The sequence below is a fragment of the Williamsia sp. z71 genome (genome assembly GCF_059553375.1).
The window spans coordinates 337,574-362,614 of sequence record NZ_JCANWX010000004.1; the positions used below are offsets into that span (position 1 = coordinate 337,574).

Here is a 25,041-nt window from a genome sequence, read left to right on the forward strand (position 1 = left end):
CACTCATCGAACATCATCTCGACGGCCGATATCCGCGCGCGATCTGCCCCAAACACAAAGAGACCGACACCCTTCCGATCACCGATGACCAAGGCGACGGCAACCGTGTTGCCGGACGCCAGATGTTTGTGCGACCGCACCCCGGCGAGCTGCCCGACGACGTGTTCGACGCCGGTGGCCGCACCACCGAGGACAACAACCTGCGCATTGGGGTCCAGGTGATCGCGAGCGCCCGAGACGTCCCCCTGCGAAGCGGCCTCGAGGAAACGTGCGACGGTTGCTTTTGCATCCGCACCGACCCGCCGAAACCCTTTGGCAAACCCGATCGTGCCGCCGATCCCCTGGTTCCGTAACAGTGCGCCGGACAGTTTCGCCCGACCGGCACCGCGGCCACGCCGCAGCGCGCGAACTGCGTGATCATCTGCGGCAGTTCCCAGTAGGCGGCGAGTCGGGCGATGCGCAGATCGTCGCCGGCGTCGCACAGGTCGTATCGGATGAAGACGGGCACGCGCAGCGTCACCTTCGGCGACATCTCGACTTCCAGTTCGAGGTCCCGGATGACGGTGCGCTCCCCTACGAAGTCGGTACCGCGATGAAAGGTGATGTTCCGTGGACCGATGAACGTGTCGTAGAAACGCCTGATCTCGGCTCCGCCGACGTGAGGCCGTGATCCGACGGGATCGTTGACGATGCCGTCGTCTACGAACAATCCGGCCCACTCGTCACGGTCGTGGGCACTTGCGGCGGCAGGCGAACGTTCACCGAGTGCAAGCATCCGATCCCGGCCATACATCGCCATCGGTTGACGCCACCTTTCCGAGATCAAGAACGTGTTCTACTCTCAAGGTAGAACACGTTCTAGCGCCGAAGCTGCGAAGGGGTTGCGCCCGCTTCGGGTGGGCGAGAGTCGATGTGACGCCGCTCAGTCCTTGGTCACCAGTCCGCGACCGGTGATCTGCGGGAGGTCAAGGGCGGTGAGCAGCCCGGGTGGAGCGTCCACCACGGCCTCCACCGCGTTCACCAACCGCATTGCGGTGACCAGCATTCCGGAATCGTTGTGGTCGCCGTTCTCGCCATGGTGGACGAAGTCGACGGTCATCACCGGGTCGCCCTTGATCTCGATGCGGTAGCAGCCGTCGCCGTGGCTCGGGATGGGCCACTCCGGCTGAGCGTCGCGCTGGGTACGGGTGACGTGTTCGAGGACGATCCGCGGCACCCCGTTCACGGTCCCGATCACCTCGAAACGCACTGCGGCCATGGTGCCTTTCGCGATGTGGCAGGAGGCGATGTCGTAGTCGCTCTCGGCCGGACGACGGTCGATCTTCTCCACCAGCGGTTCGTCCAATGTCACATCGAGACCCGCCGCGAGTTGTCGCACCACCGGCCCCCAGGCCAGCGACAGAACTCCTGGCATCCACAGCATCGACTGGGTGTCCATCGGTTTGCCGAAACCGAACAGCTCGGTCATGGTCATCGGCTGGTAGTACGTCGCATAGTCGGCGATCTCGGCAACGCGCAGCTCGTCGATCCGCTTGGAGAGCGATGTCATCGCCAGTGGCAGAACGTCATTGGCGAAACCCGGATCGATACCGTTGACGTGCAGGGTGGCATTGCCCCCGCGGGCCGCACTGCGGATGCGTTCATTGAGCTCTGCCGGCAGCACACCGTCGGGGTATACCAGCGCGACCGGACCGGACGAGACCACGTTGATCCCCGCGTCGAGGAACCCGATCAGGTCGTCGACCGCCTCCATGATGCGGTCGTCGGTCATCGCGCCGTGCACGATGCAGTCAGGCCGCAGCGCCAGCAGCGCTTCGGTGTCGTCGGTGGCTGCGATGCCGATGTCGCGGCCCAGCCCCGCCAAATGGCCGACGTCTTTGCCGACCTTGTCCGGGTTCGACACCCACACCCCGACCAGTTCGAGTTCGGGGCGGGCCAACACCCCCGCTATCGCCAGCTTTCCGATGGTTCCGGTGGACCACACCACAACACGCAACGACACCACAGACCTCCGAACGCAGGAACTAGAACGCGTTCACCCTAGCCTGCCAACCCCCGATGATGTGCCCTTTTGGCGAACAAAACCCCAGGTGGGGACCGCCAAAAGGGCACACTATCGGGTTCAGGAGAAGAGTTTGGGGAGGGTTCCCTCGAAAGCCTCACGCAGCTCGGTGAGCGGCACGGTGAACGCATCCTGGACCTCGACCGAGTCGCTGCCCTGATCGACGACACCGATGCGGGTCCACGGCATCTGCCGCGCATCGAGCATGCCGCAGAAACGGACCTCCTCGGAGCGCGGCACCGCGACCAGCACCCGGCCGGACGACTCGGAGAACAGCCAGACAAACGGGTCGGCACCCTCGGGCAACACGATCCGGCAACCGGTCTCGCCCGCCAGCGCGGCCTCGACGACGGTCTGCGCGAGCCCGCCCTCGGACAGGTCGTGCGCAGCCGAGACCAGACCGTCGCGCGATGCGGCAGTGAGGATTTCGCCAAGCAGACGTTCGCGCTCGAGGTCGACCGCCGGCGGTGTACCACCGAGGTGATCGTGGGCCACCTGCGACCAGATCGATCCGTCGAACTCGTCGTGGGTGTCACCGAGCAGGATCAGCGTCTCGCCGAGCTCGGTCCCGAAGCCGGTCGGGATGCGTCGACGCACATCGTCGATCACACCCAGGACACCGACCACCGGGGTCGGCAGGATTGCCGTCGCACCGGTCTGGTTGTAGAAGCTCACGTTGCCACCGGTCACCGGGATGCCCAGTTGCGCACAGCCATCGGCCAATCCGCGGACGGCCTGCTGGAACTGCCACATCACGCCCGGATCCTCGGGCGAACCGAAGTTCAGGCAGTTGGTGACGGCCTTGGGCGTGGCACCACTGACCGCAACGTTGCGGTAGGCCTCGGCCAGTGCCAGCTGCGCACCGCGGTACGGGTCGAGGTAGGTGTACCGACCGGAGGCATCGGTCGACAAAGCGATTCCGCGACCGGACGATTCGTCGATGCGGATCATGCCGGAGTCGGCGTGCTCGGCCAGGACGGTGTTGCCGCGGACGTAGCGGTCGTACTGTTCGGTGATGAACCGGCGACTGCACAGAGCCGGTGACGAGATCATCTCCAGCAGGGTGGCCCGCAGCTCTTCCGGCGATTCCGGCCGCTTGAGATCTTTTGTGCTCGAAGCGATCACATCGTCCTGCCACTCGGGGCGGGCAACCGGGCGCTCGTAGACCGGACCGTCGTGGGCCACGGTGCGCGGCGGTACGTCGACCACGGTTTCGCCGTGCCACGTGATCTCGAGATGCTCACCGTCGGTGACCTGACCGATGTCGGTGGCCAGCACGTCCCACCTGCGGCAGACCTCCATGAACGCCTCGACGTTCTCGGGGGCGACCACCGCGCACATCCGCTCCTGCGACTCGCTGGAGAGAACCTCGGCCGGGGTCATGCCGGTGGCCCGCATGGGCACCTTTTCGAGTTCGATGTGCATGCCACCGTCGCCCGCCGCGGCCAATTCCGAGGTGGCGCAGGACAATCCGGCACCACCGAGATCCTGGATACCGATGACGATGCCGGCCTTGTACAGGTCGAGGCAGCACTCGATGAGCACCTTCTCGGTGAACGGGTCGCCCACCTGGACCGCAGGCAGCTTCTTCGGTCGACCGCCGGCGCTGTCGTCGAACGTCTCCGACGCCAGGACGGACACACCGCCGATGCCGTCGAGTCCGGTTCGGGCGCCGAACAGGATGATCCGGTTGCCGGCACCCGAGGCGAACGCCAGATGCAGGTCTTCGACCCGCATGACACCGGCACACAGCGCGTTGACCAGCGGGTTGCCCGCGTACGACGCATCGAAGACGGTCTCGCCACCGATGTTCGGCAGGCCGAGAGAGTTGCCGTAACCGCCGACACCGCGGACCACACCGTCGACCACCCGGCGGGTGTCGGGGGCATCGGCCGCACCGAAGCGAAGCTGATCCATGACCGCGATCGGACGGGCACCCATCGCCATGATGTCGCGGACGATCCCGCCGACACCGGTGGCGGCACCCTGGTACGGCTCGACGTAGGACGGGTGGTTGTGCGATTCGACCTTGAACGTGACCGCCCAGCCATCACCGATGTCGACGACGCCGGCGTTCTCGCCGATTCCGGCGAGCATCGACGACCGCATCTCGTCGGTCGTGGTCTCGCCGAAGTAGCGCAGATGCACCTTGGATGACTTGTACGAGCAATGCTCGGACCACATCACCGAGTACATCGCCAATTCGGCGGCGGTCGGGCGGCGACCGAGGATCTCGCGGATCCGCTGATACTCATCATCCTTCAAGCCCAGCTCACGGTAGGGCTGCGACTGATCGGGGGTATCGGCGGCGACAGAAACGGTATCTAGGTCTGCACTCACGAGAACAGTCTAGGTGGTGCCGCACCGCCCGCTGACCACGCCGCCTCCGAGGACCCGCCAACGGCACCGTTCCCGACTGTCTCCGGGTCCCGAACCGGCCAGGCGCCGGGTAGTCTGTGCCTCGCGTGCCGGGGGTGGCGCGCCCGGGGGGACACGGGGGACGTCATGAATGACAGGGCAGCTACACCGGGCTCTCGCTCAGCGGTGGCCAAAGCACGCCGGCTGTTCGACTTCGCGGTGCTCAGCCTCGGCATCCCGGTCGACACCGAGCAGTACCCGCCCGACCGGGACAAGGCCACACTCGCCTTCACCCGGGCCACCGAATGGGACCCCACACTTGCCGACGCCTGGCTCGGACGACTCGCCTGTGGCGACAACTCCCCTGCCGTGATCCTGCAGCTGTACCGGACCCGGGCCAACATTGGCGCCGAACAGCGACGACTCGGCCTGCCCGCCCGCACTCTTTCGGGGCGATTCTCGACCGGCTTGTACATCGACTACCCACTCGCCGACCGGACCGAGGCCATCACCGCCTACGCCGCCACCCTCATCGCCGGCGGCGACCACCAGGGTGCCGAAGCGGCGCTCGACGAAGCCGCCGCCACCGTGGCCGGCCGCGCGCCCATCATCGACTACCTGCGGGCCAGCCTGCACTTCAAAACCCAGCGATGGCCCGACGTGCTCACCTCGTTGGCCGAGTCCGGCTCGTGGTCGGACGCCTACATGAACGCCGGCGCCGATCTCATGGCCGGTTCGGCGTGCGTGCAGATGGGGTTGTTCGCCGAAGGTGTCCGGCGGCTCGAGGCCGCCCAGGAAGGCCCGATCCCGGCGGCGGCCACCGCGGCCATGTTCACCCACGGCCTGGCACTGCGCGAGCAGGGTTCCGAAACAGCGGCGCGCGAACGATTCGAGGCTGTCTATTCCCGCGACCCATCGTTCGCGGCCAACGCCAAGGCGCTGTCCGATCCACGATTCCGGTTGGTGATCAACACAGCCGAAGAGATCGACGCGCGCACCGACAGGTGGGATCCGACGTCTGTGCCCGACGCGCCGGTCCCCGGCAACGTCGGCGGCGACCCCGGATTGCTGGCGACCGCCCAGGCCGAACTCGACGAACAGATCGGACTGGAGTCCGTCAAAACCCAGGTGGCCAAACTCGAGTCCGCCGCCAAGCTCGCCAAGATCCGGTCCGACAAGGGTCTGGCGACCGGGCCTCGGAGTCTGCATCTGGCATTCACCGGTCCCCCCGGAACCGGCAAGACCACCATCGCGCGCATCGTGGCGAAGATCTACTGCGGACTCGGATTGATCAAAACCGATGCAGTGGTGCAGGTTTCACGTCGCGATCTGGTCGGCGAGCATCTCGGCAGCACCGCGATCAAGACCTCGGAGGTGATCGACCGGGCGATGGACGGCGTCCTGTTCATCGACGAGGCCTACACCTTGATCCAGAGCGGGCTCTCCGGCGGCGACGCGTTCGGACGTGAAGCCGTCGACACCCTGCTCGCCAGGATGGAGGACGACCGCGACCGGCTCGTTGTCATCATCGCCGGCTACGACGCCGAGATCGACCGGCTGTTGTCGGTCAACGAGGGCATGTCGTCCCGCTTCGCCAAGCGGATCCGATTCGACTCCTACCGCCCGAGCGAGCTCGCCGGGATTGCCGAACTGATTGCCCGCAAACGTGATTCACTCCTGAGTCCGGAGGCACTCCAAGAGCTCGAATTCGCCTGCGGACCGCTCTATCACCAGATCCAGACGGACCCGTCCGGTGGAGATCGCCGTTCCATCGACCTGGCCGGCAACGGGCGGTTCGTGCGCAACGTGGTCGAAAGTGCCGAGGAAGAACGCGAACACCGGCTCACCAGTGGCGACATCGACCTGGCCGACCTCGACGACGACGCCCTCATGCGCATCGAGGTCGCCGACATCCAGGCCGCTCTGGAGAACGTGCTGCGATCCCTGCAGCGCCGGCCGGCCTGAGCGCTCAGCCCCGGCGGGTGACCTCGAGGATCGTCTCGGCCAGCTCCGGGCGGCAGATCACCAGGTCCGGCAGGTAGACGTCGCGCTGGTTGTACTGCAGCGCAAGCCCATCGGCCCGGCTGCACCACAGCCCCTGCGACTTCGCCACCGCCACCGGTGCCGCCGAATCCCACTCGTACTGGCCACCGGCGTGAACGTACGCGTCGGCCTCACCCCGGACCACCGCCATCGCCTTGGCACCCGCCGAACCCATCGACAGAAGCTCACCACCCACCGCCGCAGCGACATCCGCCGAGAACGCCGGCGGACGCGACCCACTGACCACCACTCGCGGCACGTCCCCCCGCGATGTCGCGGCCAGGCCCACCGCAGGCGCGACGGGCTCACCGTCGCTGAGGTACGTCACCCCCAGCGCCGGCAACGCCACCGCACCCACGGTCAGGCCCAGATGCTTTTCCCAGAGTGCAACATGCACCGCCCAATCGCCACGGCCCTCGGTGCCGTACTCACGGGTGCCGTCGACCGGATCGACGATCCACACCCGGTCGGCGTCGAGGCGGGCAAGGTCATCGAACGATTCCTCGGACAACACCGCGTCACCGGGGCGCTCCTGCGCCAACTCTTTGAGCAGGAGAACATTCGCCCGGAAATCGCCGGCGTTACCGAGATCTTTGCCGGTCAACCCGGACGTGGCACGCAGGTCGAGCAACAACTCGCCGGCGGCAGTGGCCAACCGACCTGCCAGCTCGAGATCCTTCGGGTTCGCAGTCACACGCCCAGGCTACGGCGAATCGACTCGGCAACGTCCCTGGGCGCACCGTCGGTAGGGGTGATGACAACATCCGGGTCGGTCGGTGGTTCGTACGGTGAGCTGATCCCGGTGAAATGCGGCACCTCACCGCGCCGCGCCTTGGCGTACAAACCCTTGGGATCTCGTTGCTCACACAGATCGAGGGGTGTATCGATGAACACCTCGTAGAACGGGATCCCTCGCTGCGCGTGAATCTCTTTGGCCCGCTGCCGTTCCGCCGCGAAGGGACTGATCAACGACACGATGGCCACCGCGCCGGAGTCGGCGAACAGCGCAGCGACCTCCGCGGTCCGGCGGATGTTCTCCCGCCGATCGTCGTCACCGAACCCGAGGTCGGAGTTGAGGCCGTGGCGCAGGTTGTCGCCGTCCACCAGGTAGGCAGGTCGGCCCTCGGCGACCATCGACCGCTCCAATTCCACTGCTATGGACGATTTGCCGGCACCAGAGAGGCCGGTCAACCAGATCGTGGCGCCCTGATGGGCCCGCTGCTGCCGCGTGACCGACGAACTGTGCCAGACCACGTGGGAATCACGGCTCACCGGACCGTTGATCATTCCGGCGCCGACCGTCTTGTTCGTCGCCTCATCCACCAGGATGAAGCTACCGGTGTCGCGATGCTGACGATAGGCGTCGAACATCATCGGTTGCGCGGTGCGCACCGTGACCCGCCCGATCTCGTTGAGCTGCAGCCCTTGGGCGTTTCCGTCTCGATGCAGCGAGTTCACGTCGAGGCGGTATGTGAGATCGCCGATGACCGCTTTCGTCTCACGGGTGGCGCTCTGCAGCGTGTACCGGTTACCGGGCTGGAGCGTGGTGTCCTCGGAGAACCAGCAGACCATCGCGTCGATGTCGCGGCCGACGTGTGGCCGGTTGCCCGGACGGGCCAACATCTCCCCCCGGCCGATGTCGATGTCGTCGGCCAGCGAGATCGACACCGCCATTGGCGCAAAAGCCTCGTCGATCTTCGCTCCACCCGGACCCCAGATCTCCGACACCGTGGTGGTGAACCCGCCGGGCAACGCCACGACCTCGTCGCCGGGTTTGAAGGTGCCGCTGGCGATCGTGCCGGCATAGCTACGGTGATCGGTACCGTCGCCGAGCTGGGGCCGGATGACATATTGCACCGGAAACCGCGCATCGATGAGGTTGTGATCGGAGGCGACGTGCACGTCCTCGAGGTGCGTGAGCAATGAACCACCCTGATACCAAGGCATATTCGCGGACGCATCCACCACGTTGTCACCGCGCAGAGCCGAGACCGGAATGAAGCTGAGGTCGCTGACCTCGAGTTTGGTGGCGAACGCGGCGAACTCGTCGCGGATCGTGTTGAACCGGTCCTCCGACCAATCAACCAGATCCATCTTGTTCACGCACAGCACCACATGTGCGACACCCAGCAACGACGACAAGAAGGCATGGCGCCGGGTCTGTTCGAGAACTCCCTTACGGGCGTCGATGAGGATCAGGGCCACGTCGGCGTTGGAGGCCCCGGTCACCATGTTCCGGGTGTACTGCACGTGTCCCGGGGTGTCGGCGATGATGAACTTCCGCTTGGGCGTGGCGAAGTACCGGTAGGCGACGTCGATCGTGATGCCCTGCTCACGCTCGGCACGCAGCCCGTCGGTCAGGAGCGCCAGGTCCGCGTATTCGTCTCCACGCGCAGCGCTGGTCCGCTCGATGGATTCCAGCTGATCGGCAAAGATGCTCTTGGAGTCGTAGAGCAACCGTCCGATCAGTGTCGATTTGCCGTCGTCGACGCTGCCGGCGGTGGCCAGGCGCAGCAATGCTTTTCGGCCACCGATCGCTGTTCCGGCGGCGAGCGCCTCATGGTCGACGGTCATCAGAAATAGCCCTCCCTTTTACGGTCTTCCATGCCGGACTCGGAGATGCGGTCGTCGGCCCGGGTGGCACCGCGCTCGGTCAGCCTGGTCGCGGCGATCTCGTCGATGACCTGATGGACCGTGGCCGCATCACTGAGCACGCAACCGGTACATGTGGCATCGCCGACGGTCCGGAATCGCACCTGTTCGGTATGAACTCTTTCGTCCGGGCCCAATTCCAGGAATTGCGTTCTGGCCAAGAGCATTCCGTCGCGCGGCACCACCTCGCGCCGGTGCGAGTAGTAGATGGTCGGCAGCTCGATCCCCTCTGCGGCGATGTACTGCCAGATGTCGAGTTCGGTCCAGTTGCTCAGCGGGAAGATCCGGATGTGCTCGCCTTTGTGGTGCCGCCCGTTGTAGAGGTTCCACAACTCCGGCCGCTGCGCGCGCGGATCCCAGGCGCCGAACTCGTCGCGAAAGCTGAACACCCGTTCCTTGGCCCGGGCCTTCTCCTCATCGCGACGAGCCCCGCCGAAGACCGTGTCGAACGCGTTCTCCCCGATCGCCCGGAGCAGCGCGACGGTTTGCAAGCGGTTGCGGCTGGCACCCGGGCCCATCGGTTCGACGACCCGACCGGAATCGATGTCGTCCTGCACCCGCGAAACGATCAGCCGGACACCGGTTTCGGCGACCACTCGATCCCGGTAGTCGATCACCTCGTCGAAGTTGTGACCGGTGTCGACATGCATCAGCGGAAAGGGAACGGGCGCCGGCCAGAAGGCCTTGCGGGCCAGGTGGAACATCACGACCGAGTCCTTGCCCGCGGAGAACAGCAACACCGGTCGCTGTGCGGTGGCGGCGACCTCGCGGAAGATGTGGACCGATTCGGCTTCCAGCGCGGCCAGGTGTGAGAGTTCGTACCTCGTGTTCACCACCATGATGACCCTTCGTCGAGGTGTCTCGAGAGGTTGACATGTCGAATATTCGACACTAACGTCCGACAATGTGACATCGACGGTAAGCGACAGCACTGGCACGGGTCAACCCTCTCCACCGACCCAACGCGTGGTCCGGACCATCGAATTGCTGGCCGACAACATCGACACGCCCTTGTCGCTGGCCGAAATCGTCCGGCGCACGGGATTCTCGAGGGCCACCTCCCATGCAGTCCTCTCGCAACTCACCAACGACGGCTGGGTGACCCGCCACGACGGGTACTTCAGCATCAGCGCCGGATTTGTTGCGCTGGTCCGTCACACCGAACGCGGATTCCCCGTGCGCAGGCTCGCGGCGTCGGCGGCCCGGGACATGGCCGAGAGCCTCGACCTGCCGGCCTTCGTGGCCGAGCGCACCGGCGAATCGATCACCGTGACCGACGTCGTCGGCTCACCGGGTTTGGAGTGGATCCGCCCCGGTCGTCGCATCACCCTGCGTCCCACCGTCTGCCGCGAGTTCGTCGCATGGTCACCCGAGGACGAGATCCGGAGTTGGCTCGACGCCGCACCCGCGCAGGCCCGTGATCGCCTCAGGGACGTCCTCGCGACCATCCGCGACCGCGGCTATGCAGTCGAACGTCTGACGCCGGACCATGCCAAGATGCTCGACACCCTTGCCTCCCTGCGCGATTCACCGGTGTCGGATTCGCTGCGATCCCGGGTCGACGGCCTGCTCAGCGAGTTGACAACCATCGACTACCTGGCAGACGAAGCGGTCGGCAAGGTCGCGGTGGTCACCGTCGGCGCACCCATCTTCGACGAATCGGGCGCGGTGATCGCGTCCATCGTCGCCGTCCCCGACCGCGAGATGCCTTCCGAGGAATTGCATCAGGTCGGGAAGTCCGTGATCGCGGCGGCCGACCACGTGTCCTCGGGCATACGCGGATCCCGAAGGTCAGCTGCGACGCGCGAACAGCTTCCGTAGACGACCCTGTCGCCGGAATCGCCGACAGACCCCTGGCTCGCAGAGCGCGCAGTCGGTACCTGATCGAAGATGCTCGTGGGCAGCCTTCACATGGCCACAAACACACGGCACATCGGCTGCATCAGACCTCGCCACCAGACACCCTCCCGAGCCGCTCAGACGTTGGCAAACAATACGTCCATCACCGCCGGTGGGTACCTGAAAACAGGCCATGACCACCACCGGGGTTTACCAACCAAGCACTTGCTAGGTATGGTGTCCGGTGTGACGATCCCGAGCCCCCTGAGCGCCGCCGAACTAGGTCCCGACACCTCTCCGGTGGCCTACGACGTTGTTGGCGCCACGGCATACATCACCCTCAACCGCCCCGAGTTCCGCAACTCCCAGAACTCGGTGATGACATACTCCCTCGACGCCGCCTTCGGGCGCGCGGTCGACGACGCAGGCGTCAAGGTCATCGTCCTGCGCGGAGCCGGCAAGCACTTCTCGGCCGGCCACGACATCGGCACGCCCGAACGTGATGTGCACGTCAAATACCCCAACACCGCATCCCTGTACTGGGACCACACCGACCGGGTCGGTGGCGACCAGCGCCTGGCCCGCGAGACCGAGGTCTACATGGGGATGTGCCGGCGCTGGCGGGAGATCCCCAAGCCGGTGATCGCCCAGATCCACGGCGCCTGCATCGCCGGCGGGTTGATGCTCGCGTGGATCTGTGACTTCATCGTCGCCTCCGACGACGCCTTCTTCTCCGATCCGGTGGCCCGGATGGGGATCCCCGGCGTCGAGTACTTTGCGCATGCCTTCGTCCTGGGCCCGCGCCGCGCCAAGGAGATCCTGTTCACCGGCGAGCGGTTCGGCGCAGCCGAAGCACTCGAGTGGGGCATGGTCAACCACGTCGTTCCCCGCGACCAGCTCGAAGCCAAGGTCGACGACATCGCCGGACGCATCTCGGAGATGCCCCAGCTCGGTCTCGCATTGACCAAGAAGGCCGTCAACATCTGCGAAGACCAGATGGGTCTGCGCAACGCGATGGATTCGGTCTTCGGCTGGCACCACTTCGCACACAGCGCCAATGCCGAAGCACCTGACGGCGATTCGCTCGGTGGAATGGATGCCAAGTCGATGAAGTCGAGCGCCGAGAAGAAGAGCTCCTGATGGACCTACTTTTCGATTCAGCAGCTGACGAGTTCCGCGCCGAGGTCCGTGGCTGGCTCGCCGAGAACGTGCCCACCGAGCCACTGGCGTCGATGGACAGCGCCGAAGGTTTCGAGCAGCACCGGCAGTGGGAACGCAAGATGGCCGATGCCCGGATGTCGGTGGTGAGCTGGCCGGTGGAGTTCGGTGGCCGCGACGCACCGCTGCTGCACTGGATCATCTTCGAAGAGGAGTACTACCGAAGCGGGGCGCCCGGACGGGTCAGCCAGAACGGCATCTTCCTGCTTGCTCCAACACTTTTCGAGCATGCCCATCCCGACCAGTTGGCGCGGATCATGCCGCGGATGGCCCGGTCCGAGGACATCTGGGGTCAGGCCTGGAGCGAACCCGAGGCCGGCAGCGACCTCGCATCGCTGCGGTCGACCGCGACACGCACCGAAGGCGGCTGGCTTCTCAACGGCCAGAAGACCTGGAGCTCGCGTTCGAGTTTCGCCGACTGGGGGTTCGGGCTGTTCCGGTCCGATCCGGACTCGTCGCGACACAAGGGCATCACGTACTTCATGTTCGACCTGCGGGCCGACGGTGTGACCGTACGCCCGATCAACCAGCTCGATGGCGAGCCGGGTTTCGCAGAGCTCTTCTTGGAGAACGTCTTTGTTCCCGACGATCCCGATGCACCCGGTGAGTCCGGTGTGATCGGCACGGTGAACAACGGCTGGAAGGTCGCGATGAGCACGGCTGCCAACGAACGCGGCCTGTCGCTGCGTTCGCCGGGCCGGTTCCTCGCCACCACCGACCGACTCCTGGCCCTGTGGAACGACATCGACGCCGAAGCCCGCGAAGGCCATGGCGGTCAGGTCGCCGACGCCTGGATCGGCGCGCGAGCCTACGAGCTCTCGACCTATGCCACCGTGAGCCGGCTTGCCGAGGGTGGCCAGCTCGGCATGGAATCGTCGATCAACAAGGTGTTCTGGTCGCAGTGGGACATCGCCACGCACGAGACCGCGCTCGATCTGCTCGGCGCCGACGCCGAACTCGCGCAGCGGCAACCGTCCGGCGCCTGGATGGACGGCTACCTGTTCTCGCTGTCGGGACCGATCTATGCCGGCACCAACGAGATTCAGCGCAATGTGATCGCCGAACGCTTACTGGGACTACCGCGAGGGGATCGCTGACATGAGGTTCCTGCTCGAAGAAGAGCACCACGACCTGGCCGCGTCCATCGACTCGATGCTCGCGAAGGCCGACCTACCCGGCGTCATCCGCTCCTGGAACGACGGTGACACCAAGTCCGGCGAGCTCGTCTGGTCGAAGCTGGCCGAGACCGGCGTCAACGCCCTGCTGATCGACGACGAACACGGCGGAATGGGTGCCGGTGCCGTCGAGATGGTGGTCGCGGCGCATCAACTCGGCCGCCACGCGGTACCGGGTCCGGTTGCCGAAACCGTTGCTGCATTGCCGATTCTGCTGGCCGAGGCCGGCGCCGGTGATCGGCTGGCAGCGATGGCCGAAGGTGAACTCGCCACCCTCGCCTACGCCCCACTGGTCCCCTATGCCGTCGATGCCGCGGTGGCCGGGCAGGTCTACCTGGTCGCCGACGGCACGCTGAGCACCGGTGTCGCCACCAACCCACGGCCCTCGGTCGATCTGGCCCGCACGTTGTCCTCCGTGGATGCCGTTGCCGCGGTCGGTTCAGTGGATCCGGCTCGTGCCTTCGACTTCGGAGCCCTGGCAACCGCCGCCCAGCTGATCGGGTTGGCCGACGCGATGCTCGCGCTCACCAGCGAATACGCCAAGACCCGCAAGCAGTTCGGCCGGGAGATCGGCTCGTTCCAGGCGGTCAAGCACCACGTGGCCGACGTTGCGGTCGCGGTCGAGATGGCCCGCCCGCTGATCCACGGTGCCGCACTGGCGCTCGACGGCCAGGTCCCCGAACCCCAGTTCGCGTCCCGGGACGTCTCGGCGGCGAAAGTTGCTGCCGGACAGGCTGCCTACCTTGCTTCACGGGTGGGATTGCAGGTCCTCGGCGCGATCGGTTACACCCAGGAACATGACCTGTCGCTGTATCTCACCAAGACGCGCGCCCTGGTCACGGCTTGGGGCACCCCGGCTGTCCATCGCGCGCGGGTACTGGAGGCGATCACCGCATGAGCATCTACTCCCCCGGTATCGACACCGAAGAACAGGCGGCACTGCGCGATTCCGTCGCGAGCCTGCTGCGCCGCAGCGGCGATTCCACAGCGGTACGGTCGGCGATGGAATCCGAGGGCCGAACCGATCGCGCCCTGTGGTCGACCCTCTGTGGACAGATCGGCGTTGCCGCACTGTCGATTCCCGAAGAGTTCGACGGGATCGGTGCGTCCCTGACCGAAACCCACGTGGTGCTCGAAGAGCTCGGTCGCACACTGTCCCCGGTCCCGATGCTCGGCTCGGCGGTGCTGGCCACCCAGGCCCTGCTGCTCAGTGGTGACACCGACGCCTGCTCCGCCACACTGCCTGCGCTGGCCTCCGGCGAGAAGACCGCGGCACTGTGCTGGGCAGATGCCGACGGGTGGCACCGCCCGGGTGTCGAGGCAAACGCCGGGATCTTGTCCGGCACCGCCCACTATGTACTCGACGGTGAAACAGCCGACGTGCTGGTTGTCCTGGCCCGCAGCGGCGGTGTCGTCACCCTGCATGTCGTCGAAGCCACCGCAGACGGCATCACCCGTTCGCCGCGCCCGACGATGGACCCGACCCGGCCGTTGACCAGCATCACCTTCGACGATGTCGACTCGACCGCCATACCCGCACCGGTTGATCTGGTGGACAAGCTGCGCGCGATCGCCTACGTCGCCATCAGTGCCGAACAGGTCGGAGCTTCTCGCGCAGCGCTGGACCTGACGGTGGAATACACCAAGTCCCGCAAGCAGTTCGGCCGTGTCATCGGGTCCTTCCAGGCGCTCAAGCACCGGATGGCCGACATGTATGCGCTCACCGAGATCGCGCATTCGATCTCGTATGCTGCGGTCGACGCGCTGGTATCAGGATCCGACGAGGCACTCGACCTCGCCGCAGCGGCGCGCGTGTACTGCTCGGATGCGTTCTCACACATCGCAGCCGAGACCATCCAGTTACACGGCGGGATCGGCATCACCTGGGAACACGATGCCCATCTGTACTTCAAACGAGCGCACGGCACCGCCCAGCTGTTCGGTCTGCCGCACGAATCCCTGCCTCGTCTGGCCACTGCCGCCGGTCTCTGACCCCCCCTACCCCACCGTCGACCGTGCCCTTATCACCGTCGAGCGTGCCAATGATGCAGCGCGCCATCCCGACATCGGCGATAAGGGCACGCTCGACGGTCGGTTCGGCACGCTCGACGGTGCGGTCAGCGGGACTGTAGACGCACCTTGGCCTGCTGGACATGCTGCTCGTCCATCGGCGGTTCGATGATCTGTTCGGCACCGGGACGCAATCCGGCGATGGCGAGCGCAAGATGTCGCCGCCACGCGGTCTCGCTGACACCCCGGGTGGATTCGATGACTCCACGCACCGCCCAGTAGATGACATCCAGATCCGACTCGGCGGCATCCTCACGGATCCGTCCGTGCTCTTTTGCCGACGCGAGAAGTTCCGAGGTGATCCGCCGGTATTCGTTCTTGAGTGCGGTGGTCTCGTCGTCATTCCACATCCGCGAGATACAACCTCGATGCGAGGCCTGGACCTCGCCGGTGCCGTACATGACCTGCTCGAGACCAGAGCCATCGGTCACCTCGAGAGCCTCGGTGGCAATCGCGACCAGATCGATCAACAGCTGCCGAACCAGTTCGCTGATGAGTGCGTCCTTGGTGGGAAACCGTCGGTACAGCGTGCCGGTTCCGACGCCGGCGACCCGCGCGATCTCGTCGACGCTCGCGTCGAGACCGCGTTCACTGAAGACCGTTGCCGCCGCATCGAGCAACCGCTGCCGATTCTCCGCGGCATCACGGCGCAGCACCTTGGTGCCAGCGGATCCCCCATGGACACTCACATCAGACCTCACTCGGACTTGTCGCCCGCCAGCGTACCGCCGGCGACCATGGCGAGTTCGGGATGTGAGAGTTCCGCAATGTCTTCGAGATGGGTTGTCTTGTTCCGCTTCACCGCCGGGATGAACAGGGCAGCCACAGCCGCCAGTCCGCCGGCGATGCCCAGCATGACAAATCCGTTCCGGTAACCGGACTCGGTCGGAAGTCCGGACGACGACGCACCGATCGCGACGACGCTGGCCATGAATGCCGCGCCCAGCGATCCGCCGATGGTGCGGATGTTCGCGTTCATACCGCTGGCGACACCGGTTTGTTCCGGCGGCACCGCAGCGACAACAACATTGGACATCGCCGCGAAGGCCAGCCCGAACCCGATCCCGTTGACCGCCATCGCCAGGTAGATGTCGATCTCGGACGAATGAAGTAAAGCGATCATGAAGTAGGACGACGCGCTCACCAGCGATCCGACGATCAGGAGGTTCTTGGAGCCGAACCGCGCCGCCAGCCGGCCCGAGAAGAGCCCGACAAAGAACATCCCAACCGCGTTGGGCAGCAACATCAGTCCCGACTCGGTGACGGAAGCACCGAATCCATAACCGGCCGAACTCGAGGTCTGCAGGAACTGCGGCAGGAAGCCGAGTCCGGCGTACATACCGATACCCATCAGCAGCGCGATCAGATTCGCAGCCCACACGCTGCGGATTCGCATCATCTTCATGTCGATCAGCGGATTCGACGACCGGGACTCGGCGACGATCCAGACCACCACCACGACGCCTGCGGTCACGAGCATGCCGATGACCTTTGCCGAACCCCAGCCCCACGTCGGCGCCTGACTGACCGCGAGCAGTAACGAGACAAGCCATGCGGACAGCAGGAACGCGGTGAGCCAGTTGATTTTTCCCGCCGACCGGATGGGCGACTCGGGTATCAACACGAACGCTGCGACACCGGCGAGGCTGGTGATGATCAACGGGATCCAGAAGAGCCAGTGGTAACCGAGAACATCGACGATCGGACCGGCAAGCACGACGCCGATACCGGCGCCGACAGATATGAGTGCAGCGATCAGACCAACTGCTCCGGGTACCTTCTCTTTGGGGAACTCGTCGCGGATGATGCCGAAGGCCAGAGGTAGGACACCTCCGCCGATTCCTTGGATGGCCCGCGCGGCGATCATCACCGGCAACGACGTCGCCAGCGCGGCCAGCAGCGAACCGAGCGCCAACGCGACCATCGCGATCACGAACATGCGCTTCTTGCCGTGCATGTCCCCGAGCCGGCCCAGGATCGGCGTGAAGATCGACGCCGACAACAGGTACGCCGTCAGAACCCACGTGACGTCGGTCTGGTTGGTACCCAACGCAGCCTCGACGGTCGGGAGGACCGGCATCACAAGGGATTGCAGGAGGGCGAAGGCCGATACCCCGACGGTGAGGACTGCAAAAGTCACACGATGGTGTGCCCGGGCGGGTGCGGATTCCATTCATTCTCCTGAGACAAGCGGAGACATCACTCCGGATACTCAAAACAACCTAGCACCCGAAGCGGAGGAACCACTCCGTATAGCCAAAAGCGAAGAATTGCTCAGGCGAAGGCCGCGTTGACCTCTGCCTCGGTGAGGCCGTAGTCCGCCAGCGAGTACTTGTGTACCGGCTTACGGTCGCCCGATCGGCTCTCCTCGTCCAGGGCACGCATTGCGGCGGACGCCTCATCGGTGAACTCGAGTTCGAACGTCCGATAGATGTTCTCCATCGTTCCCAACGGATCAGTTCGGAAGTCTCGAAAATCGACGTCGATGAACTGGGCCGGGTTGTATTTGGCTCGTGCGGTGTTGAACTGGCGCAACCCGCGGGACCACAATTCCAGTTGGGTCTTGCCGATCAGCTCACCCTGGAACACGGTCGACCATCCGTCCCCGGCCGCCTCGGCCAAACTGCACATCGACGGGATGATCGTCGCCGGCGGCCGGTGGGTCTGAATGATGAGCGCATCGGGGTAGACCGACATCAATTCGTCCAGTGCGAACAGGTGGCTGGGGTTCTTGAGAATCCACCGATGCTCGGGCTCGTTCACACCGACCAGCTGCAGGTTCTTCTTGTGCCGGACGTAGGCGTTGACCCAGTCCTGTTGCTGTAGCCACTGCGAGTACGTCGGCAGATATGCCAGCGACTCATACGAGATCGATTTCATGGTCTGCCGGAGCAGCTGCCAGCATTCCTCCACGTCGGACGCACTCATGTAGTGCAAGCCCATGAACTCGGGATTCTCGACGTGGTGTTGCTCGAGACCCGACTGGATCTGCTGGAACACCGGATTGGACTCCCAGTCCTCGCGTGGGGGCCGCGGCTGGGGGAACTCGGCGAGCCACATCTCGAGTCCCTGATGACCGGGATCGGCGGTCAGCATCCGATGCAGCGCGGTGGTACCGGTTCGCGGTAGTCCGGTCACGAAGATCGGCCGGTCGACAACAACCGAGCTGTACTGGGGGTTCGCCTTCCACGATGCTTCGCTGAGCAGTCGGGCGACCAGCGCACCGCGCAGGAAGAACCGATTCATCTTGCTCCCGAGCTCGGTCAACCCGGCGTCACGGACATACGATTCGAGCAGCACCCCGAGCGCCTCGGTGTAGTCGTCCTCACCGAAATCGTCGAGACCACAGGCTTTGGTCGCCGACGCCTTGAGGTCTTCGACGGTTCCGACATCAGTTCTCGTGGTCACAACAACTCCCTACACGTGGTACTCGCCGCAATTGACATCCAGCGTCTGGCCGGTGATCGCACTGGCCCAGTCGGACGCCAAAAATACTGCGGCCCGGGCGATCTCGTCGGGCTCCGGGAGTCTCTTCAGATCAGACTTCGACGCAGTCTGCTCATAGACCTGCTCGGGGGTGATCCCGTACTTCTTGGCGACCTCACCGAAGTACCACTTCAGCTGGTCGTCCCAGATGTAACCCGGTGCGACGGTGTTGACCCGAACACCCTTGTCCCCGAGCTCGGTGGCCAGCGTCTGCGACATCGCCAGCAACGCTGATTTCGCCAGCTTGTAGCTGCCGTATCTTGGCTCGGAATGACGGATCACCATCGAATTGATCATCACCACCGACCCCGCGGTCTTCTCGAGTTCGCCGGTGAACGCCTTGGTCATTCGCAGCCCACCCAGGATCGTCAGGTCCAGGCCGGCGCGGATGTGATCGAAGTCCGTGCGCGCCAACGGCTTCATCGACGGCAACGCGAATGCGTTGTTGACGAGCACATCGACCTTGCCGAACTCGGAGACCGTCGCGTCGACGAGCTCGGTGACCGCGTCATCGTCGGTGATGTCCGTCGGCACCTGCAACGTGACCCCACCGGTCGCGGCGATCTCCTTCGCGATCTCTTCGAGACGCGATGCGGTGCGGGCCGCGAGCACAACCTTCGCCCCGGCCGCAGCTGCCTGCAGGCAGATCGATCGGCCCAGCCCCGGCCCGACACCACCCACGACGACAACCTTGCCGTCCAGCAATCCGGTTCCCGACGGTGCTGTTCCCACAGTTGTCATCCGAGCATCCTTTGTCCAAATCCTCGTTGACGCTCCGCGATCCGCGCTCGCCACTGCTCGTCGTTCACGACATTCGACTCGTAGTACGGCAGATGTGCAGGCACATCTGCGACATCGATGATCGCCACCGATGGCCCATCGGCAGCCGTCAGGGCACGACTGACCCGCTGCCACCGGAACTGTGCGATCCCCCGCTGCCGTCCGGTTGTCTCGATCCAGTTCGCCACACCCGGACTCTTCGCACTCACCACGAGCCGGATCATGCCGTCGGGATCGACCTGCGCCTGCGAGACATTGAGGCTGGTCTGGTGATTGACGTAGTCGAGCGATATGTACCACATGCTGCCGAGCTGGAATCCCTGATACGGCACATCGGATCTCGGCACGGTGATGAGCATGGCCTGGTCGTCGGCGAGTCGGTAGTGGCCCACCGAGGAGAACTGCGTGCTCAGACCACCGGGGGTGAGTCGGGGTTCGGTGAGCGTGTTGACGGGGAGGTCGAGGTAGAACCACTTGGGAAAGTTGAACCAGGTGTTGATCCTCGACAACAACATCTTGCCGGCAATCTGATAGCGGCGCGTCATCTGGGCCAAGTCGGGCTCATCCGGTGCGGTACCGACGGTATCGACCCGTTCGATCTGGATGGAACCTCTACGTTGCCCCCAGTCGTTGAACACCTCTCGGACCGCCAGCATCGATGATCCCTCACCGAGAACGAAGTAGTTGGGGCCGGGGTTCGCCGTCTTCGGCCCGAAGCGCAATTCGAACGAGCCATCGGGCCCGATGTGCAGGCGCCGGTCATCGAAGGCGTCGTCCCCGCCGGGAACATTGGTCGAGGTGTAGTCACCTCGCAAGACCTGGAAGCTCAGATCGACTGTGTCACCGCGCGTTCCGGTGATCAGGTACTCCGCATCGGGAACGACATTTGCGTGGTAGTACAGCGTGTCCGGGTTGTCCAGACCCATCTTGGCGTAGGGACCAGTGGAGGTGACCAGGTACGGATGACTCTTCGCATGCGCCCAGGCCATCTGCAGACTCGCCTTGATGCTGCCCGCCAGATAGTCGAAACCCTCGGCCAGATCCTGCTCGTTCTGGATGAATTCGGCTCCCGCAATGAGCTTTTCGGCCTCGGCGATCGCCTCCCGGAACGGCCCGGTCACATCAGGGGCGAATGGTTGTGTCATCTCTCTCCTTTGAGAAACCCGCGAGACCTACAACCAGGTGTCGCCACCGTTCCAGGTCAGGAAGTTCTCCAGCTCGGCCTGTGCGGGGGTGACCCGCGGGTGCTCCGTGGACAGGTATCCGCCACGGTAGAACAACAAGGGCTTGTCCTGCAGCACTTCTCCCAAAGTCTGCACCCGACCGATCGCGATGTAATGGTCGCCGCCGTCGTCGACACGGTCGAGTGTGCAATCCACCCAGGACAACGAATGTCTGATGACCGGCAACCCCAGTGGGGAACGCTCCCACTCGATGCCGGCAAACTTGTCCTCACCGGGCGCACCGAACGCGGCACTGACGGACTGCTGACTGTTCGAGAGCACATTGACGCAGAACTTCTTGCTCTGTTCGATGACCTTCCAGCTGCGCGAGGTCTTCATCGGGCAGAACAGCACCAAGGGCGGATCAAGCGACAGTGCGGCGAAAGACTGGCACGCGAACCCGACCGGCGTGCCGTCGGCGGTCACCGTGGTGATCACCGTGACCCCGGTGCAGAACTGCCCCATGGCGGTCCGGAACTGCCTCGCATCGAAATCGTCGGTACCGCGTGGATGCCGGGTGATCGCCTCACCCTCGGCGCCCTCTGCGACCACCGGTCGAGCTGCGTCTGAAACCATCAGGCGTTCTTGAATCCGATGGAGAAATCGTGGCCCCACAGACTGACCGCGGTACTCTCCCTGGCGATCCAATCGTGATCTTCGACCTGGCGTCCCTCACAACCGAATTCGATGTCAAACCCTCCCGGGGTCTTCATGTAGAACGAGTACATCAGATCGTTGACGTGCCGGCCGAGCGTGGCCGACATCGGCACCTTCTTGCGCAGGGCCCGATCATGCGCCAAGCCCACATCGTCGGAGTTCTCCACCTCGATCATCAGGTGCACGATCCCGGTGTCGTTCGGGAACGGCATGAACGCCAGGCTGTGATGACGCGGGTTGCACCCGAAGAAGCGCAGCCACACCGGAGGGCTGCCCGGCTCACGACCGGCGATCTCCGGGGGAAGCCGCATCGAGTCGCGTAGCCGGAAACCGAGAACATCCCGATAGAACTCGAGCGATGCGTTGTCGTCGTCGGTGGTGAGCACCACGTGCCCCAGGCCCTGTTCGCCGGTGACGAACTTGTGCCCGTACGGACTCACGACCCGGCGGTGTTGCAGCGCCACCCCCTGGAACGCTTCGAGTACGTTGCCCGACGGATCGGAGAAGACGATCATCTCGACCACCTGGCGGTCGGCGAGTTCGAAGTCCTTGGCCTCCCGGAAGATCACGCCCGCTGCGGACAGCCGATCCCGGACATCCTGTAATGCAGCGGCATTGGCGCACTCCCAACCGGAACTGGCCAGGCGGTCGTGACCGCCCGGGACGATCACCAGCCTGGCCGGGAAGTCGTCCATCCGCAGGTACAGGGCACCTTCGGTGGGCCCACTGCCCTCCGACATGCCGAGTACCTTGAGTCCGTAATCACGCCAAGCCGACACATCGGTGGACTCGATACGCATGTACCCCAACGAACGGATGGGGCCAGAATCTTGCGTCATCGTCGATCTGCTCCTTGTACGAGGGTTTTCGAATTGGGGGGCGACGTGTCAGACCATCGTGTCGCCGATCGGGATACCGAACTCGCCGTTTCCGTATGCGACATAAGCTCTTTCGGCATCATTTGCGGCGTGCACCCGTCCGGCATGGGCATCGCGCCAGAACCGCTGAATCGGGGTGTCGAGGTCGAGTGCATGCGCGCCCGAGTTCTCGAAGAGCCTGTCGATCGAGGCGATGGACCGGCCGGTCGCCCGAACCTGATCGCGGCGGGCCTTGAGCCGCAGTTCCATCGGAACCTCTTCGCCGGCCAACAGCAGGTCGTATTCGGCCTGCAGGTTGCCCGACAGCTGCGTCCATGCCGCATCGATGTCGCTGGCCGCCTCGGCGATCCGGACCTTGGCGAACGGATCGTCTTTGGCCTTCTCCCCCGCATATGCCGCCCGCACCCGCTTGCCCTGATGTTCGACATGCGCTTCATAGGCGCCGTAGGCCATGCCGACGATCGGGGCGGAAATGGTGCTGGGATGGATTGTTCCCCAAGGCATCTTGTAGACCGGCGCGGTGTTCTGTTCCAGGCCCGGTGCCGCTCCGGTGCTCATCGCCCGAAAGCTCAGCATCCGGTGGTTCGGCACGAAGACATCCTTGACGTCGATCGTGTTGGAGCCGGTGCCCTTGAGTCCCACCACGTTCCAGACATCCCGGATCTCGTAGTCAGGGCGCGGGATGAGAAAACTGACGAAGTCGACCGGCTTGCCGTTCTTGATGACCGGCCCGCCGAGTACCACCCAGTCGGCGTGACCGGACCCGGACGACCACGCCCACGATCCGTTGACCTTGTAACCGCCCTCGACCACCTCACCCATCCCCATCGGCGCATACGACGACGAGATCCGGACCGAGGTGTCCTGCCCCCAGACGTCTTCCTGCGCCTGCTGGGGGAACAGCGCCAGATGCCAGTTGTGGACTCCGATGATGCCCGAGACCCAGCCGGTGGATCCGCACGCGGATCCGAGGCGGCGCACAGCCTCGTAGAAGGTCACCGGGTCGGCCTGATAGCCACCCCACTGCTGCGGCTGCAACAATTTGAAGAAGCCGATGTCGACCAGAGACGCGATCGTCTCATCGGGGATCTGCCGCAGATCCTCTGCTTCTTGTGCGCGTTGCGCGATCTCGGGCAGCAGGGCACTGATCTTCTCCAGTACCTCCGCCCCTGCCTGGCTGCGGTCACTCATCGAGCAACTCCTCGTTGTCGTTCCACGTCTACTCCAAACGAGACTAGAACACGTTCTCATTTATGTCGAGTACTGGGCGTTTGCCTTGCTTTCCTGCACCGTTTACCACGTTTCACTGGCGTCGAACCCGACTCTTTTGTAACATGTTCTACTAAGCGTCTGTGCTTAACAAGCGAGAAGCACCAGGATGTGCCGACAAGGCGGGCAAGCAAAGTATGAGGGAGCAGCAGATGACCGACATCGATGGCGGCGCGATCCGCGAAATCGACACCGGAACCCCACCGACCCGCTTCGCGCGGGGTTGGCACTGCCTGGGGTTGCTGTCCGATTACGACGACGGGAATCCGCATTCGGTCCAGGTCTTCGGCACCAAGCTGGTGGTCTGGGTATCCGAGGGCGAACTGAAGATCCTCGACGCCTACTGCCGGCACATGGGCGGGGACCTGTCGCAGGGATCGATCAAGGACGGCAACGTCGCCTGCCCATTCCACGACTGGCGCTGGAAGGGCAACGGTCGTTGCGCCGGCGTGCCCTATGCAAAACGCGCCCCCAAGCTCGCCAAGACCCGCTCCTGGCCGGGCATGATCCGCAACGGCCAGATCTTCGTCTACAACGACCCGGAGGGCACCCCGCCGCCGGACAACGTCGTCATCCCGGAACTCGAAGAGTTCGGCAGTGACCAGTGGACCGAATGGACCTGGAACAAGATCGTCATCGAGGGCTCGAACTGCCGCGAGATCATCGACAACGTGGTCGACATGGCGCACTTCTTCTACGTTCACTACTCGCTGCCGGACTACTTCAAGAACGTCTTCGAAGGCGAGACCGCGGCGCAGTACATGAACTCGCATGGCCGGCCCGACATCGAGATCGGCACCGCATACGGCGACACCCGACTCGAGTCGATCGCCGCGTACTACGGGCCCGCCTACATGCTCAACCCGATGGTGCAGCACTACAACGGATTCGCCATCGAGACGATCCTGACCAATTGCCACTACCCGATCGACAACAACTCGTTCGTCCTGATGTACGGCGTGATGGCCAAGATCCCGGACGGGCTGACCCCCGCGCAGGCCAACAAGATGGCAACCAAGATCACCGCCGGCATCGAGGTCGGTTTCCTTCAGGACGTCGAGATCTGGAAGCACAAGAGCCGCATCGACAATCCCCTGCTCGTCGAGGAAGACGGTCCGGTCTACCAACTGCGCCGCTGGTACGAACAGTTCTATGTCGACGTCGCCGATGTCACCGAAGAGATGACCCAGCGCTACGAGTACGAGATCGACACCACCAAGGCGCTCGAGAACTGGAATCTCGAGGTCGAGGAGAATCTACGGCTCAAGGCAGAGCGCGAGACGGCGGATAAGGATGCCGCAGATACGGTATCGGCGACCTGATGTCCGATC

The 25,041-nt window shown here is 64.5% G+C and carries 21 protein-coding genes; 7 read left to right on the top strand and 14 right to left on the bottom strand.

What is annotated here, in order from left to right; all coding sequences use genetic code 11:
- Nucleotides 1–13 precede the first annotated feature (13 nt).
- The 3 genes from AC51GR_RS12285 to purL form a co-directional block, all read right to left on the bottom strand.
- Nucleotides 14–799, bottom strand: a complete 786-nt coding sequence (locus tag AC51GR_RS12285) for a ketosteroid isomerase family protein (protein WP_496324915.1) — start codon at nt 797–799, stop codon at nt 14–16.
- 123 nt (nt 800–922) lie between these two features.
- Nucleotides 923–2,002 (bottom strand): NAD(P)H-dependent amine dehydrogenase family protein, encoded by a 1,080-nt coding sequence (locus AC51GR_RS12290; protein ID WP_496324916.1) that lies wholly within the window; start codon nt 2,000–2,002, stop codon nt 923–925.
- A gap of 120 nt (nt 2,003–2,122) precedes the next feature.
- The gene (gene purL, locus AC51GR_RS12295) at nt 2,123–4,402 is read right to left on the bottom strand and encodes a phosphoribosylformylglycinamidine synthase subunit PurL (RefSeq protein ID WP_496324917.1); all 2,280 of its coding nucleotides are present in this window, start codon (nt 4,400–4,402) and stop codon (nt 2,123–2,125) included.
- A 165-nt stretch (nt 4,403–4,567) separates the two neighbouring features.
- On the opposite strand from purL, the gene eccA reads away from it, so the two are divergent.
- Complete coding sequence (eccA, locus tag AC51GR_RS12300; RefSeq protein ID WP_496324918.1) at nt 4,568–6,385, top strand: type VII secretion AAA-ATPase EccA; 1,818 nt, start codon at nt 4,568–4,570, stop codon at nt 6,383–6,385.
- Nucleotides 6,386–6,389: 4 nt separating this feature from the next.
- On the opposite strand, the gene AC51GR_RS12305 is transcribed toward eccA, so the two are convergent.
- Genes AC51GR_RS12305 through cysD form a run of 3 tightly spaced genes read right to left on the bottom strand, consistent with a single transcriptional unit; the run spans nt 6,390 to nt 9,951 of the window.
- On the bottom strand, nt 6,390–7,157 hold the full coding sequence (locus AC51GR_RS12305; RefSeq protein ID WP_496324919.1) for a 3'(2'),5'-bisphosphate nucleotidase CysQ: 768 nt from the start codon (nt 7,155–7,157) through the stop codon (nt 6,390–6,392).
- Complete coding sequence (gene cysC / locus AC51GR_RS12310) at nt 7,154–9,037, bottom strand: adenylyl-sulfate kinase (RefSeq protein WP_496324920.1); 1,884 nt, start codon at nt 9,035–9,037, stop codon at nt 7,154–7,156. Before cysC ends, AC51GR_RS12305 begins: the two co-directional genes overlap by 4 nt.
- Entirely contained in the window at nt 9,037–9,951 is a 915-nt protein-coding gene (cysD, locus tag AC51GR_RS12315) for a sulfate adenylyltransferase subunit CysD (protein ID WP_496324921.1), read from the bottom strand. The genes cysC and cysD overlap by 1 nt, the downstream gene beginning before the upstream one ends.
- A gap of 70 nt (nt 9,952–10,021) precedes the next feature.
- Here cysD and AC51GR_RS12320 point away from each other — a divergent pair, with 70 nt between their 5' ends.
- From AC51GR_RS12320 to AC51GR_RS12340, 5 genes are all read left to right on the top strand, one after another.
- Entirely contained in the window at nt 10,022–10,936 is a 915-nt protein-coding gene (locus tag AC51GR_RS12320) for an IclR family transcriptional regulator (RefSeq protein WP_496324922.1), read from the top strand.
- A gap of 255 nt (nt 10,937–11,191) precedes the next feature.
- Entirely contained in the window at nt 11,192–12,094 is a 903-nt protein-coding gene (locus tag AC51GR_RS12325) for an enoyl-CoA hydratase (protein WP_496325062.1), read from the top strand.
- On the top strand, nt 12,094–13,269 hold the full coding sequence (locus tag AC51GR_RS12330) for an acyl-CoA dehydrogenase family protein (protein ID WP_496324923.1): 1,176 nt from the start codon (nt 12,094–12,096) through the stop codon (nt 13,267–13,269). The genes AC51GR_RS12325 and AC51GR_RS12330 overlap by 1 nt, the downstream gene beginning before the upstream one ends.
- Before the next feature lies 1 nt (nt 13,270).
- A complete protein-coding gene (locus AC51GR_RS12335) occupies nt 13,271–14,245 on the top strand; it encodes an acyl-CoA dehydrogenase family protein (RefSeq protein WP_496324924.1) in 975 nt (324 codons plus the stop codon).
- A complete protein-coding gene (locus tag AC51GR_RS12340; protein WP_496324925.1) occupies nt 14,242–15,339 on the top strand; it encodes an acyl-CoA dehydrogenase family protein in 1,098 nt (365 codons plus the stop codon). Before AC51GR_RS12335 ends, AC51GR_RS12340 begins: the two co-directional genes overlap by 4 nt.
- A 125-nt stretch (nt 15,340–15,464) precedes the next feature.
- On the opposite strand, the gene AC51GR_RS12345 is transcribed toward AC51GR_RS12340, so the two are convergent.
- The 8 genes from AC51GR_RS12345 to hsaA all read right to left on the bottom strand — a co-directional run bounded on the left by AC51GR_RS12345 (nt 15,465) and on the right by hsaA (nt 23,632).
- On the bottom strand, nt 15,465–16,106 hold the full coding sequence (locus tag AC51GR_RS12345; RefSeq protein WP_496324926.1) for a TetR/AcrR family transcriptional regulator: 642 nt from the start codon (nt 16,104–16,106) through the stop codon (nt 15,465–15,467).
- Between the two features lie 8 nt (nt 16,107–16,114).
- Nucleotides 16,115–17,590, bottom strand: a complete 1,476-nt coding sequence (locus AC51GR_RS12350) for an MFS transporter (protein ID WP_496324927.1) — start codon at nt 17,588–17,590, stop codon at nt 16,115–16,117.
- Nucleotides 17,591–17,691: 101 nt separating this feature from the next.
- Nucleotides 17,692–18,825, bottom strand: coding sequence for a sulfotransferase family protein (locus AC51GR_RS12355; RefSeq protein WP_496324928.1), 1,134 nt, complete (start codon nt 18,823–18,825; stop codon nt 17,692–17,694).
- A 9-nt stretch (nt 18,826–18,834) separates the two neighbouring features.
- Nucleotides 18,835–19,644 carry an SDR family oxidoreductase gene (locus AC51GR_RS12360; RefSeq protein WP_496324929.1) on the bottom strand — a complete coding sequence of 270 codons (810 nt, stop codon included), beginning with the start codon at nt 19,642–19,644 and terminating at the stop codon, nt 18,835–18,837.
- A complete protein-coding gene (locus AC51GR_RS12365; RefSeq protein ID WP_496324930.1) occupies nt 19,641–20,828 on the bottom strand; it encodes a hypothetical protein in 1,188 nt (395 codons plus the stop codon). The genes AC51GR_RS12360 and AC51GR_RS12365 overlap by 4 nt, the downstream gene beginning before the upstream one ends.
- 27 nt (nt 20,829–20,855) lie before the next feature.
- Nucleotides 20,856–21,428: a 3-hydroxy-9,10-secoandrosta-1,3,5(10)-triene-9,17-dione monooxygenase reductase subunit gene (gene hsaB, locus AC51GR_RS12370; protein WP_496325063.1), complete on the bottom strand. Its 573-nt coding sequence runs from the start codon at nt 21,426–21,428 to the stop codon at nt 20,856–20,858.
- A gap of 53 nt (nt 21,429–21,481) precedes the next feature.
- A complete protein-coding gene (gene hsaC / locus AC51GR_RS12375; protein WP_496324931.1) occupies nt 21,482–22,402 on the bottom strand; it encodes an iron-dependent extradiol dioxygenase HsaC in 921 nt (306 codons plus the stop codon).
- Nucleotides 22,403–22,450: 48 nt separating this feature from the next.
- Complete coding sequence (hsaA, locus tag AC51GR_RS12380; RefSeq protein WP_496324932.1) at nt 22,451–23,632, bottom strand: 3-hydroxy-9,10-secoandrosta-1,3,5(10)-triene-9,17-dione monooxygenase oxygenase subunit; 1,182 nt, start codon at nt 23,630–23,632, stop codon at nt 22,451–22,453.
- Between the two features lie 230 nt (nt 23,633–23,862).
- Between hsaA and AC51GR_RS12385 the strand changes: the two genes are divergently transcribed.
- Nucleotides 23,863–25,032 carry a 3-ketosteroid-9-alpha-monooxygenase, oxygenase component gene (locus tag AC51GR_RS12385; RefSeq protein ID WP_496324933.1) on the top strand — a complete coding sequence of 390 codons (1,170 nt, stop codon included), beginning with the start codon at nt 23,863–23,865 and terminating at the stop codon, nt 25,030–25,032.
- Nucleotides 25,033–25,041: the final 9 nt, after the last annotated feature.